The sequence below is a fragment of the Marinobacter sp. M-5 genome, from assembly GCF_032911545.1.
Taxonomy (GTDB): Bacteria; Pseudomonadota; Gammaproteobacteria; order Pseudomonadales; family Oleiphilaceae; genus Marinobacter; species Marinobacter goseongensis.
Window position 1 is genome coordinate 234,293 of the sequence record NZ_JAWJEK010000003.1, and the last position, 12,667, is coordinate 246,959.

Sequence of the window (12,667 nt, forward strand, 5' to 3'; positions counted from 1 at the left end):
TCTACCTCAGAACTGTTGTTTGGCCATCCATGGAATCACCCGGTCAAACGCTGCTTCAAGCTTCTCACAGGTGGTGGAAAAACTGATGCGCACGGCGTTGGTGCAGTGTTCACCGAAGGCATCCCCCGGCACCATGCACACCCCGGTTTCCTTGAGCATGCGCAATGCCAGATCGGAACCGTCGACATGGCGCGGCAGATCCGGGAACGCAAAAAAGGCACCGCCAGGCTTATATCCGGTCAGGTGCGGTGTCTGTTCGATCAGTTCAACCACCTTGTCGCGACGTTCCCGGTAGATGTCGACCATATCTTTGACGCATTGCTGATCACCGGTCAGTGCTGCCACGCCGGCAAACTGCGAGGGCGTATTGGCCACCGAGGTAGTGAACATGTGAAAGCGCCGCAAGGACTTGATGGCGGCCTGACTGGCGATCACCCAGCCGACTCTTAGTCCGGCCATGCTGTAGGTTTTTGAAAAACTGCTGATGCACATGATGTTATCCAGGTCCATCGAGCAGTTGAGGACACTGGCAAAGTCCTCGTCATCAAAAATCAGGTGGTCGTAGACTTCGTCCGCATACACCTGGATGCCACGGTACGCACATTCTTCGAGAATGGTCTCCACCGTGCTGCGGGGGTAAACCGCACCGGTCGGATTGTTGGGGTTGTTCAGAATCAGCGCGAAGGTGCGCGGGCCCATGGCCCGGATCACTTCGTCCGGATCGAGCTGATGGTTATTCTCGGCGTGGGTGGGCACGAACTTGACCTCGCCACCGTTCATCCGGATCAGCGGTGCGTAAAGCAGGAAAGAAGGATCGGTCACGATAAACTGACGGCCCGGCGCCGACGTGGCGGAGATCGCCAGATACATGGCCTCGGTCGCACCGCTGGTGATCAGAATATTGTCGCGGGTCAGCTTGCGGTTATAGCGCTTGCCGTAGTAATCCCGCAGCGCCACCAGCAGCTCCGGCAGCCCGGCGTCCATGGTGTAGCCTGTCTGCCCGGCATGCAGGGCATCAACATAGGCATCTATGACATGCCTGGGTGTCGGCAGGTCTGGCTGACCAATGGAAAGATGAATCACATCCTTCATGGTCGCCGCCATATTCACCATGCGACGAATGCCGGGCACCGGCACGGCTTGCATGGCAGGGTTCCAACTGGCCTTGGAGTTACGGTATTTCACCTTTCTCGGCTTGGACTGGCCAGTGTCGTTGTTGGCGGCTTCTGCCATAAATCTACCTCCTGCGAACAGCGCAAAAAAGAAGCTACTCCTGCAGGTTAGCCAGTATGGAGGGGGCGTACAAGACATAACCTCAGAAAGATTCCACGCCGCCTGACATTGCCTGTTTGCAGCGCTCATATCCCTTTGTCTGACGAACTCAGGTTGACCGCCCGCGCCCCGCAAACCAGACTGTGACAGACAGGGTTACACCGCCAGGCAACCAGCCACCGGCACCCCGATTCCAGGTAACAGGTCCGCGGAGGAAAGATGACTCAACACAGCAAACCGGTCGTAACCGTTCTGACAGCACCGGGGGAACAGGAACCCCCGGGCATGGACGCACTGCGGGCAAGGGCCACGGTACGGTTTGCCTATGACGAACCGACTCTGAAAGACACCCTGCCCGGCACCGATGTGATGATGGTGACCGACTTCCGCACCGAAGCCCTGGAAGCGGCCTGGCCCGCCGCCGACAAGCTGCAATGGATTCACGCCACCAGTGCCGGGGTAGACGCGCTGATGTTCCCGGCCCTGACCAAAGGCCAGGTAACGGTGACCAATGCTCGCGGCATTTTCGACCGCACCATTGCCGAGTACGTGCTCTGCACCATTCTGATGTTCGCCAAGGACTTCCCCCGCTCAATCCGCCTGCAGCTGGACCACAAATGGCAGCACCGGGACACCGAACGGGCGCAGGGCAATCAGGTGCTGGTGGTAGGCGCCGGCTCCATCGGCCGCCAGATCGGCCGCCTGGTCAGCGCCATCGGCATGAAACCCCACGGCATTGCCCGCAAGGCCCGCCGTGACGACCCGGACTTTATTGCCGTACACAGCAACGAGGAGTTGTTCGAGCAGCTGGCGCTGGCTGACTACGTGGTCATCGCCGCGCCGTTAACGCCCCAGACCGAAGGGCTGTTTGACCGCAAGGCCTTCAAGGCCATGCGCCCCCACGCCCGTCTCATCAACATTGGCCGCGGCCCCATCGTCAAAACCGATGATCTGATTGAAGCATTGCGCAGTGGCGAGATCGCCGGTGCTGGCCTCGATGTGTTCGAGGAAGAACCCCTGGCCGAAGATCACCCATTGTGGGACATGGACAATGTCATCATGACCGCCCATATGGCCGGCGATTTCATCGGCTGGAAACGTGCCCTCACCGACCAGTTCCTGGAGAACTTTGACCGCTGGCATGGTGGCGAGGAGCTGTTCAATCTGGTGGACAAGGAACTGGGGTATGCCGGGAGCAAGCCGGATTAGCCTCCGGCGTAATCCGACACCCCCTGATTAACGACGATTACTCGCCGCAAACTCTCGCTGCAACGGCAACAAATCAAATACCCGCTCCGGATGATTCGGATCCACCAACTCGGTGGACGACTTGTAAACCCGTGGCGTCGTATGCAGCAGCTTCAGCGCCGTGCCATGGGGCATGGCCATGTAACGTTCGCCATGATTGTCCTCGAGCCACTTACGCACCCTGGGTGCCATGTTATGCCCCATCTTCGGGAAGAAATGGTGCTCCACATGGTGGCTGAAGCGAAAATGCAGGCGATCCAGAAGCGCATTACTGCGCAGGCTCATGGAGTTGTCCAGCGGGTTATTGGTTGCGGTCTGCGGACGCAGGAAATGGTTGGTGAGGATGTACCCCTGCCCCAGCGCATTGGCGACCATGAACGGAATCAACACGGTAAACAACGCCAACGGCCCCGAGATCACCGCCAGTACCGCCCACGCGGCCATACAGTAGAACGTCTGGCGAATCGCTTTGCCGCGGTCCAGCCCCTGAAACTGCTTACGCCGCTTGGCCTGGAACCACAGCACCAGTTGCGCGTGGAACGTGAACGAGTAAGTCAGGAACAGATAGCTGTACCAGGTGCCTGACCCTGGCGCCAGTTTGGTGAACTTCTTCTGTTTGGGATCGGTCTTGTAACGGCGCAGCGTACCAAAGCTGTCAGGATCGGAGTCACCGGTGTTGGTGTTACCGTGATGCACCACGTTGTGCCACTTGCGCCAGAACTCCGGGGGCACAATCATCGGGCCGAAACCCAGCCAGCCGAAGACATTCTGCCAACGTTTGCTCATGCCCAGGGCACCGTGCAGTACCTCGTGCGCCAGCAATGCCTGAGCACCGATGGTGTGCCCCACCAACAAACCCAGCCCCAGATTGGCATACCACGGCAAGCCCGCCAGCAGAATCGCCGCGATGCCTCCCCAGATAATCAACTGCAACGGGAGAAACCAGATCACCCGCCAGGTCTGCGCCTGGAAAGTATCCGCCGGCAGCTCCTTTTTCATTCTGTCCCGCAGCTCACGCTCATCGGGTTGTCCAAACACGGCATTACCCATCGATTCGGGTTTCACAGCAGCGTTCATTCGTCACCTTTCATTCTGAAAATAAAATTGTCCGTTACGCCGTTATTAATTTGAGCGTACATGTGTGAGCCGAATTTACAGAATGAAAGAGCCAATAACAATGGCAGATAGATTAATTTTTAATGACTTCTGAAAAATACGCGTACAGATGTACCGAAATAAATGAAAAACCTTCGCAGACGTTCAAGGCGTCGGGCGGGTCTGGCCCGACCGGCGCTGACTCCAGCGCACGAGCGCTATTCAAGGGCATAAAAAAAGGGAGCCCGAAGGCTCCCCGTTTCATAATCCCAAACCAGGTCAGCTCAACTGCCAGACAACGACTGATCCGATGGATCGATCTCCATCTGCTGAATCGCGATCACCGCCTGGGTCCGGTTCCGCACCCCGAGCTTCCGGAACACCGCCGTAATGTGCGCCTTAATGGTCGCCTCCGACACATCCAGATCATACGCAATCTGCTTGTTCAGAAGCCCCTCAGCGAGCATACCCAGCACCCGGAACTGCTGCGGCGTCAGCGAGGCCAGCTTCTCGGAGAAATCCGTCATGTCCGAATGCATCCGCTCGATCTTGTCCGCCACCCCTGCTGGCAACCAGACATCCCCCTCCAGGACCGCCTGAATCGCCTCGGTGATGGTCGGCAGCGGCGCCGACTTAGGAATGAAACCCGACGCCCCGTAATCGATCGAACGGCGCATCACCTGCATCTCCTCCGAGCCTGACACAATCACCACCGGCAACCCCGGGTACTGCCCGCGCATGAACACGAGCCCCGAGAAGCCGTGGGCACCCGGCATATTCAGATCCAGCAACACCAGATCCGCATCCGGGTGTGACTCCACCGCCGCCTGCAGCGCCTTGATGCTGTCAACCTCAACCGTTTGCGCATCAGGAACCGCCTGATTGACCGCCTGCTTCAGAGCTGCACGAAACAGCGGGTGATCATCAGCGACGATAATTGTTTGTGCCATTCAACCGATTCCTCACAGATTTCTGGCCTGCTGACAGACCTTATTTGAACGCACGACTGCTGATCAGATCGTCCACCACGCCCGGGTCTGCCAGAGTGGAGGTATCGCCCAGCTGGTCGTGCTCGTTAGCTGCAATCTTACGCAAAATGCGGCGCATAATCTTGCCGGAGCGCGTCTTCGGCAATCCCGGCGCCCACTGGATCACATCCGGAGAGGCGATCGGACCGATCTCCTTGCGCACCCACTGAACCAGCTCTTTCTTGAGCGCGTCAGATGGCTCCTGCCCCTGCACCAGAGTGACATAGACATAGATGCCCTGGCCCTTGATCTCGTGGGGGTAGCCAACCACAGCCGCCTCGGCCACCTTCTCGTGGGAAACCAGCGCGCTCTCGACCTCAGCGGTACCAAGGCGGTGGCCTGACACGTTCAACACGTCGTCCACACGGCCGGTAATCCAGTAGTATCCGTCCTCATCGCGACGGGCACCGTCGCCGGTGAAGTACATACCCTTGTAGGCGCTGAAGTAGGTTTGCTTGAAGCGTTCGTGGTCGCCGTAGATGGTGCGCATCTGGCCCGGCCAGCTGTCTAGAATCACCAGGTTACCCTCGGCCTTGCCCTGCAGGATCTCACCATTGCTGTCTACCAGCGCCGGTTTCACACCAAAGAAGGGCACGGTCGCCGAGCCCGGCTTGAGGTCAATGGCGCCGGGCAGGGGCGAAATCAGGATGCCGCCGGTCTCGGTCTGCCACCAGGTATCCACGATCGGGCACTGGCTGTTGCCGATCACCCGGTGATACCACTCCCAGGCTTCCGGGTTGATCGGCTCACCCACCGAGCCCAGCAGGCGCAGGCTGTTACGGTTGGTGCCGTTCATGCAGGAATCGCCTTCGGCCATCAGCGCCCGGATCGCGGTCGGCGCGGTGTACAGAATATTGACCTTGTGCTTGTCCACCACCTGACCCATACGGGAGCTGTCCGGGTAATTAGGCACGCCCTCGAACAACACGGTAACGGCACCGTTAGCCAGCGGGCCATACAGGATGTAGCTGTGGCCGGTCACCCAACCGAAGTCCGCCGTGCACCAGTAAACATCGCCATCATGGTAGTCAAACACGTACTGGTGGGTCATGGAGGCATACACCATGTAGCCACCAGTGGTGTGCAGGACACCCTTGGGCGCGCCAGTCGACCCCGAGGTGTACAGCATGAACAGCGGGTCTTCCGCGTTCATGGGCTCTGGCTTGCAGTCCGCCGATGCGGTCTTCATCAGGTCTTCGTAACGCTCGTCACGGCTGTCGTTCCAGGGCACATCGCCACCGGTACGGCTGACCACGACCACTTTCTCGACCTTGGCGGCGTCGTCATTCTTCAGGGCAGCATCAACGTTTTTCTTGAGCGGGATCTTGCGACCACCCCGAACACCTTCATCGGCGGTCACCACAAAGCGGGATTTGCCGTTGGCAATACGGGCACCCAGCGCCTCTGGCGAGAAGCCACCGAACACCACCGAGTGAATCGCGCCGATACGAGCACAGGCCAGCATCGCCACAGCGGTTTCCACAATCATCGGCATGTAGATGGTGACCACATCGCCTTTCTTGACGCCCAGGCCTTTCAGGGCGTTGGCGAACTTACTGGTTTCTTCGTGCAACTCGCGATAGCTGACATGACGGGAATCAGCAGGGTCGTCACCTTCAAAAATGATCGCGGTCTGGTCACCACGGGCGTCAAGGTGGCGGTCAAGGCAGTTGGCGGAGGCGTTCAGCTCGCCATCCTCGAACCACTTGATCGAGAGATTGTCGTAATCGTACGTGGTGTTCTTCACCTTGCTGAACGGCTTGATCCACTCCAGCCGCTTACCGTGCTCGGCCCAGAACGCGTCGGGATCTTCAATGGATTGCCGATACATCTGCTCGTATTGGTCACGGTTCAGCAGCGCGTGCTTGGCAACGTCCGGACTCACCGGATAGACCTGTTTCTCAGTCATTGTGCTCCCCCTATGGTTTAGAGTCTTTTGTCATTGTGATTTTGCTGGTAGTTCAACATGTGTGCCACCACACAATGAATTAGACTAACGTCCTAATGAGACTGAACTTTTCTACGAGACAGCCACTAAAGCCACACAAAAACAACGGCTAATCACGTTGTGTGGGAGTCTGAACATAGGATAGCTGCGGCAACACGAACCGCAAGGCGGGGCACCCGGGAGGAGCAGAAAGGCAAGAGAGAGCCGCGAGCCCGGCTTACAGACCGGGCCCGCGGACCGGATCAGGCGGCTTTTTGGCGAGTTTTGGCGGAACGCAGGCTGTAGAGCTTGCGTTCCGTAAGCGCGTACTGATTCAACCCTGCCAGGTGGATCTTGCGCAGGTAGACGGCCCAGTCGATCTGCCGTGCGTCCACGGGAAACAACATCCGGTCCAGCTCGCCCATGCGAGACGCCAGCGCCTGCAGCGCATCGTTACGGAAGATGTAATCCGGAGCGGTATAGAACCCGAAAATGGTGGCCAGGGAGCGGCTGGTATCCAGATTCCGCAGCATTTTCAGCTCACGGTTCTGACCCAGCAACTTCATCACCTGCCCGGTCACACTCAGTGGTATCCGCATTCCGCCGACCACCACATCAAACAGCTTGCGGTTAACGGCGATGAACGGCTTAGTGGGCCGACGATAGAAGAGTTGATCATAGGCGGCATGATTAGACCGGGATTCGGCCATCAGGTGATCGATGAATTCGCCCAGGGTGATCGGATTGCTGCTTCCGCTGCAGCACTGGTAGATGCGCCGCTGCGCCGTCTCGGCAAGCGCTTCCGCCAGCGAGAGGATAATGGCGTTGGCCACCATATCCACCGGAATAACGTCAATCACGCCGCTGCGCTTGCCCGGGAACAGAGTGACCTTCTCGCGGGCGTAGGCCAGAATGATGGCGTCGGCCACCTTCACACCTTCAATCCAGCCCGGCGCCGGTTCCTCCAGTGCACTTTCAATAATCGACGGCCGGACAATGGTCAGCGCGCGCTCATCCAGAGCCTTCATCAGCAGCTGCTCACCCAGCCATTTGGTGAAGGTGTAGGTATCACTCCAGCCGTAGCGGTTGGCTTCCTGAATGCCCAGATCCACCAGCTTCTTTTCCAGTACCTTGCCCGAATAACGGGAGCGGACGTCGGCAATCTTGTCGTCCAGCAGACGCACCAGCTCCTCGATCTCGTAATAGCCGGCATTGCTGCGGGGGATGTCCTCACCCGCTGGCTTGATGGTCGACTCGGTGACCTGTCCGGAATTCTTGCCATTCACATAACACGTGGACACCTGGATAACCGCCATTTTCCGGTTCAGCCGGGCCAGCTGTACCACGTTATTCAGACACAGGGTATTGATGGTCAGGGCCTTGTCCAGTTCCTCCCGGAAATTCACACTGGCGGCAGAATTGATGAACGCATCCACCCGGTTAGCGAGCGCGGTAAAGCGCTCTGCCGGCAACCCGAAACGGGGTTGGGTCACCTCACCGGTGATGCAATGCACCCGCTCCTCGAGAAAGGTTTCGAACGCATCGTTGTCTTGCTTGCGAAGGTGCTCGAACACCGAGGAGGTAGCGATCTCGTGGACAAAACGATCGCGGGCGTTAGGGTGGCGCTTGTTGCCCCGGATCAGCAGGTGAATGCCGCCGATATCCGGTACTGCGCGAATGAGTTTCTCCAGCACCACCTTACCAAGAAAGCCGGTGGTACCGGTCACCAGAACGTGTTTGCCACGCAGCTGCTCAAGAACGGTGGATGATGATGCTGAAGTTTGATGCTGATCTGCCATGCCGGGAACTCCTTCTCTTAACAATCTATGGCCACGAATGCACTTGTCCGGCCCCGAGCCACCTGGTATCTCTCCATCAGAGACACTGGTTAATGCACTGCATTAAGCGGGCCATCATTCGAAATAATGAGGTTAATATTTGCACGACTTCCATGACGATGCGGTGACACAGAGCAAAGTTACGCTACATAAAGAGTAAATAAAATGACGAAAAAATAAGGATCATTCCGGCCGGAATGGGAAGAGAATGGAACGAGGAATGCAGAAGATTTGACGTCAGGAGTCGTCGGCGTCCGAACCTGACAGCGCCCCCGACAACTGCTCCACAAAAACATCAGGGAGCGGCGCGAGTGATGCACGGCGCGCGCCCCATCAGTGCACATTTCCGATTGAGCGCCTCATAACGTAGCAGCGATGTATCACCGTTGCTGCCAGTAACATGCCAGTCCCAGCACGCAGGCTGACGTGATTGAAAAACCTGGCCACCTGACCGCCAAAGTCGCACCTTCTTGCGCCCGACCTTACCCGATAATCCGATTACCCTTTTCTGACGATACATTGTCGGACAGTCTGATTATAAATGTTGACTTGGTTTGCAAAGTATTTCTTTGCGTTACTTTGTGTATCCGGAAATGCGCGGTGCTGCACATATTTGCCCAAACGCCTTCACTAGAGTGAGTTCACGAACAGAGTGAAAGCACGCAGGCGTTGTCACCGGAAAGCCGACAGGCAGTCGAGCCAACAATCACAACAACGGTGACAGCAAACCACAGGATCTGAACAGGCAGCAGTCACCATGCGCGACAAGTACAAATACATCGGCCCGGTTTACGACTTCCTCAGCAACCTCTACAGCGGCAAGAACATTCACCGCTGCAAAACCGCCATGCTCGACGTGGAAACCATTCGCCCGGGCGCCCGCATTCTTTTTGCCGGCGTGGGTCATGGCCGCGATGCCATCCGTGCCGCGGAACTGGGCGCCGACGTCACCGTGGTTGATCTGTCGGAAACCATGTTGCGCAAGTTTGGTGGGGCGCAGGAGAAAGAGGCGCCGCACCTGACCATTCGTCGCATCCACAGCGACATCATGAAAGTGGATGAGTTCGAGCAATACGACATGGTGGTGGCCAACTTCTTCCTCAATGTCTTTGACGAAACCATGATGGTACGGGTACTGGAGCACCTCATCCGTCTCGGCAAAGCCGACGCCAAAGTGGTCGTGGGCGACTTCTGCTACCCCACCGGCAACCTGATCGCCCGGCTGTTCAAGAAAATGTACTGGTACATGGCGGTCTTCATCTTCTGGCTGTTTGCCAACAACGCATTCCACAAGATCTACAACTACCCCGAGCACATGCAGCGTCTGGGGCTTCAGGTCACCGAGAAGAAGCACTTCAAGCTTCTGAATATGAACTGCTACTGGTCAATCCTTGGGCAGAAGCAGGCATAACCGGCACCCGCAAACCATGCTCTGAACAAAAACACATCGGGGAGCATCACCATGTCAGACCAGATTCTTCCACTGGACGGAATCCGCGCGCTCGATGCAGGCGCTCTCAGCTTTGCTGAGCGTGTCGGCTATCTGAAACAGTACGGCGTGCACTCGCAGTCTTTCTCCACTCTTCAGCCTGGTATGAAGTACTTTGATGTGCCGGGCATCGGTTATGTTGCCTACATGCGCAAGTGGGGGGGCACCTTCGTGCTGTCGGACCCGGTCTGCGCCCCGGAAAATTTTGCGGTGATCCTGGAACAGTTCCATACCCGTTTTCCGAACGCCTGTTATATCCAGGTGTCCAAGGCCGTGGTGGATTTCCTTCATCTGCGCTTTGGTCTGTTCGGTACCCAGTTTGGCAGCGAGTCACGGATCCGTCTGCAGGACTGGTCAGTGAGCGGCAAGAAAAAGCAGATTCTGCGCACCGCCCTGAACCAGGCCGAGAAGAACGGCATCAGTGTCAAGGAACGGTTCAGCGATGATCACACTCGGGAGATCTCCGACGCGTGGATTCGCACCCGGAAGTGCAAGAGCAAGGAAATTCGCTTTCTGATTCGCCCGATGGAAATGGACTACCGTGAAAACGAGCGCCACTTTTATGCTTACCAGGATGGCAGGGCCGTGGGCTTTATCTATTTTGATCCGATCTACCGCAACAACGAGATCATCAGTTATGTGCCCAACATTTCACGGGCCAACGCGGATTTCCGGCAGGGCATTTTCTACACGCTGATGGCACACGCCATGGACGTGTTCAAGGCAGAGGGCGTGCCCTATCTGGATCTGGGACTGATTCCCCTGTCACTGGACCCGGCCACCGAGCATCAGGAAAGCCGGCCGCTCAAACGTCTTCTCCATGGCCTCTACGAAAAAGGGAACTCCCTATACAATTTCAAAGGACTGGAATTCACCAAGTCGCGCTTTCGCGGTGACAACTTCAAGACCTACTGCTGCCACCGCAGGACCATCCCTGCGCTGGAGTTCCTCGCCATGTTCAGACTGACCCGGTTGCTGTAATACCCTGCGCGCCGGGCCATGGGCCACAAACCTCCGCCGGGGCCAGCCCCATATTGGTCATATACGCCGTCAACCCGCTGGGCACGGGCCCGGAAAACAGCACCGCCCTGACTGGCGGCCCGGCACCGGGCGATGACGACACCAGAGCTCCCTGTTGCTCCAGCAGCGATTCCGAACGACGGGCAATAGCGTCGCCCGAATCCACCCAGAAACGCACATCGGGCAGGCAGGCCTCAAGCTGTGGGCGAATCAACGGATAATGGGTGCATCCCAGCACCACCGTATCCACCCCGCTGTCGCGGAACGGCTGCAATGCGTCACTTAATGCCGGCTGCGAAATTGCCTTGCCGGTTACCGCACCTTCAATCCAGTGAACCAGAGATGGGTGACCGATGCGCTCGACCCGGCAGTCACTGGCGAATTCCCGGATCAGACCATCCAGGTAAGGCCGGCGTACGGTCGCCGGTGTGGCCAGCACGCCAATGCGGCGATTAAGGCTGCACGCCGCGGCCGGTTTCACCGCGGGCACCACGCCCACCACCGGAATCCGGGTCATGGCCCGCAGCTCGGGCAGCACAACGGTACTGGCGGTGTTGCAGGCAACCACGATCAGATCACAGGGAAAAGCCTGTAACGCCGCAGCGATCAGTGTTCGGCAGCGCCCGATAACCGTCGGCTCTGGCTGATCACCATAGGGGAAGCCAGCGTTGTCCGCCACGTACACCAGCTCCACCGAAGGAAGCCGCTGACGGATACAGGCGGCCACACTCAGCCCGCCGATACCGGAATCAAAAACCAGAATGCGCGGCATGATCAGCGGCCCCGGCCCGGCAGTTTCATTGGCCGGGCTCCTGCAATGCCTCGACCATGTCGCGTATCAGGCGTCCGGCAATGGTAGTCACCGGTGGCACGGGCGGCATGTCACTCGGCAGGAACCAGTCAGCATGGGCCAGTTCGTCCTCCTGTAAGACCAGTTCCCCGCCACAGTAATCCGCAAAAAAGCCCATCATCAACTGATGCGGGAAGGGCCAGGGCTGAGACGTACTGTAGCGAATGTTGTTCACGTCCAGGCCGGTTTCTTCCTTCACTTCCCGCACCACGGCCTGCTCAAGCGTCTCGCCTGGTTCCACAAAGCCGGCAATCAGACTGTAAAAATGCCGCTTTACCCGGGACGATCGGGCCAAAAGCATGCGATCGTCCCGTCGAATCATCACGATGACGCAAGGCGCCACACGGGGATACCAGGGAATGCCGCAAGGCTCACACCAGCGGGCTCGCTCCAGCGCATGCAGGCCGGTAACACCACCACAACGGCCGCAGTAGCGGTGATCCCGCCACCACTGCCAGACCTGGAAGGCGGTGCTCAGCATTTCGGTGGGTGCGCCCGGCATGCCGAGGATGGCGTCTCGCAGCGGGACCTCTTCCTGGTCGCCCTCGAAACCGGAATCCGCCTCTACCACAAAGCACGGCTGGCCTCCCCACTGCCCCAGGTTAACCGGCTCCACAGCCCCGGAGACCAACGGCCGCACCTGCTGCCACGGGCTCAACCAGTCGCCGTTGATCCGCAACACAGCGCTACCCCGGATGGCGAGCACCGGGCTATCCGGCTCCGGAGCACGGGTGGACCAGCCGGGTATCCAGGTTGTCATAGAGCGTATCCTGCAGCAGTGGGTGGAGAGGCCCCGGGTTCGGGACGATGCTTATCGCCGAAAATGTATCACACCAGACCGGCTGGCAGAACGCCGGGATGGCTTTGCGCTGTGACTACAACCAAGTAAACTTAGCGCCT

Annotated in this window: 10 protein-coding genes; 3 read left to right on the forward strand and 7 right to left on the reverse strand. The window is 58.2% G+C overall.

What is annotated here, in order from left to right:
* Positions 1 to 6 precede the first annotated feature (6 nt).
* Positions 7 to 1,233 (reverse strand): pyridoxal phosphate-dependent aminotransferase, encoded by a 1,227-nt coding sequence (locus tag R0125_RS14220; protein ID WP_317238624.1) that lies wholly within the window; start codon positions 1,231 to 1,233, stop codon positions 7 to 9.
* A gap of 258 nt (positions 1,234 to 1,491) precedes the next feature.
* Between R0125_RS14220 and R0125_RS14225 the strand changes: the two genes are divergently transcribed.
* A complete protein-coding gene (locus R0125_RS14225; RefSeq protein WP_317238625.1) occupies positions 1,492 to 2,481 on the forward strand; it encodes a D-2-hydroxyacid dehydrogenase in 990 nt (329 codons plus the stop codon).
* 27 nt (positions 2,482 to 2,508) lie between these two features.
* Here the strand turns inward: R0125_RS14225 and R0125_RS14230 are convergent, their stop codons facing one another.
* The 4 genes from R0125_RS14230 to R0125_RS14245 form a co-directional block, all read right to left on the reverse strand.
* Positions 2,509 to 3,597, reverse strand: coding sequence for a fatty acid desaturase family protein (locus R0125_RS14230; protein WP_248182508.1), 1,089 nt, complete (start codon positions 3,595 to 3,597; stop codon positions 2,509 to 2,511).
* Positions 3,598 to 3,899: 302 nt separating this feature from the next.
* The gene (locus R0125_RS14235) at positions 3,900 to 4,565 is read right to left on the reverse strand and encodes a response regulator transcription factor (protein WP_248182507.1); all 666 of its coding nucleotides are present in this window, start codon (positions 4,563 to 4,565) and stop codon (positions 3,900 to 3,902) included.
* 40 nt (positions 4,566 to 4,605) lie between these two features.
* Positions 4,606 to 6,552 (reverse strand): acetate--CoA ligase, encoded by a 1,947-nt coding sequence (gene acs, locus R0125_RS14240; protein ID WP_317238626.1) that lies wholly within the window; start codon positions 6,550 to 6,552, stop codon positions 4,606 to 4,608.
* 281 nt (positions 6,553 to 6,833) lie between these two features.
* On the reverse strand, positions 6,834 to 8,369 hold the full coding sequence (locus R0125_RS14245; RefSeq protein ID WP_317238627.1) for a fatty acyl-CoA reductase: 1,536 nt from the start codon (positions 8,367 to 8,369) through the stop codon (positions 6,834 to 6,836).
* Positions 8,370 to 9,165: 796 nt separating this feature from the next.
* On the opposite strand from R0125_RS14245, the gene R0125_RS14250 reads away from it, so the two are divergent.
* Both R0125_RS14250 and R0125_RS14255 read left to right on the forward strand, forming a co-directional pair.
* Positions 9,166 to 9,819 carry a class I SAM-dependent methyltransferase gene (locus R0125_RS14250; RefSeq protein ID WP_248182504.1) on the forward strand — a complete coding sequence of 218 codons (654 nt, stop codon included), beginning with the start codon at positions 9,166 to 9,168 and terminating at the stop codon, positions 9,817 to 9,819.
* A gap of 51 nt (positions 9,820 to 9,870) precedes the next feature.
* Positions 9,871 to 10,878 carry a DUF2156 domain-containing protein gene (locus R0125_RS14255; protein WP_317238628.1) on the forward strand — a complete coding sequence of 336 codons (1,008 nt, stop codon included), beginning with the start codon at positions 9,871 to 9,873 and terminating at the stop codon, positions 10,876 to 10,878.
* Here R0125_RS14255 and murI read toward each other — a convergent pair.
* Both murI and nudC read right to left on the reverse strand, forming a co-directional pair.
* Positions 10,856 to 11,689 (reverse strand): glutamate racemase, encoded by an 834-nt coding sequence (murI, locus tag R0125_RS14260; RefSeq protein WP_317238629.1) that lies wholly within the window; start codon positions 11,687 to 11,689, stop codon positions 10,856 to 10,858. The two genes, R0125_RS14255 and murI, sit on opposite strands and share 23 nt — an antisense overlap.
* A 25-nt stretch (positions 11,690 to 11,714) precedes the next feature.
* Positions 11,715 to 12,527 carry an NAD(+) diphosphatase gene (nudC, locus tag R0125_RS14265; protein WP_248182499.1) on the reverse strand — a complete coding sequence of 271 codons (813 nt, stop codon included), beginning with the start codon at positions 12,525 to 12,527 and terminating at the stop codon, positions 11,715 to 11,717.
* Positions 12,528 to 12,667: the final 140 nt, after the last annotated feature.

Coding starts and splice junctions, on each gene's coding strand:
- R0125_RS14220 (WP_317238624.1), bottom strand. CDS start 1,233: ATGGCAGAAGCCGCCAACAACGACACTGGCCAGTCCAAGCCGAGAAAG.
- R0125_RS14225 (WP_317238625.1), top strand. CDS start 1,492: ATGACTCAACACAGCAAACCGGTCGTAACCGTTCTGACAGCACCGGGG.
- R0125_RS14230 (WP_248182508.1), bottom strand. CDS start 3,597: ATGAACGCTGCTGTGAAACCCGAATCGATGGGTAATGCCGTGTTTGGA.
- R0125_RS14235 (WP_248182507.1), bottom strand. CDS start 4,565: ATGGCACAAACAATTATCGTCGCTGATGATCACCCGCTGTTTCGTGCA.
- acs (WP_317238626.1), bottom strand. CDS start 6,552: ATGACTGAGAAACAGGTCTATCCGGTGAGTCCGGACGTTGCCAAGCAC.
- R0125_RS14245 (WP_317238627.1), bottom strand. CDS start 8,369: ATGGCAGATCAGCATCAAACTTCAGCATCATCATCCACCGTTCTTGAG.
- R0125_RS14250 (WP_248182504.1), top strand. CDS start 9,166: ATGCGCGACAAGTACAAATACATCGGCCCGGTTTACGACTTCCTCAGC.
- R0125_RS14255 (WP_317238628.1), top strand. CDS start 9,871: ATGTCAGACCAGATTCTTCCACTGGACGGAATCCGCGCGCTCGATGCA.
- murI (WP_317238629.1), bottom strand. CDS start 11,689: ATGCCGCGCATTCTGGTTTTTGATTCCGGTATCGGCGGGCTGAGTGTG.
- nudC (WP_248182499.1), bottom strand. CDS start 12,527: ATGACAACCTGGATACCCGGCTGGTCCACCCGTGCTCCGGAGCCGGAT.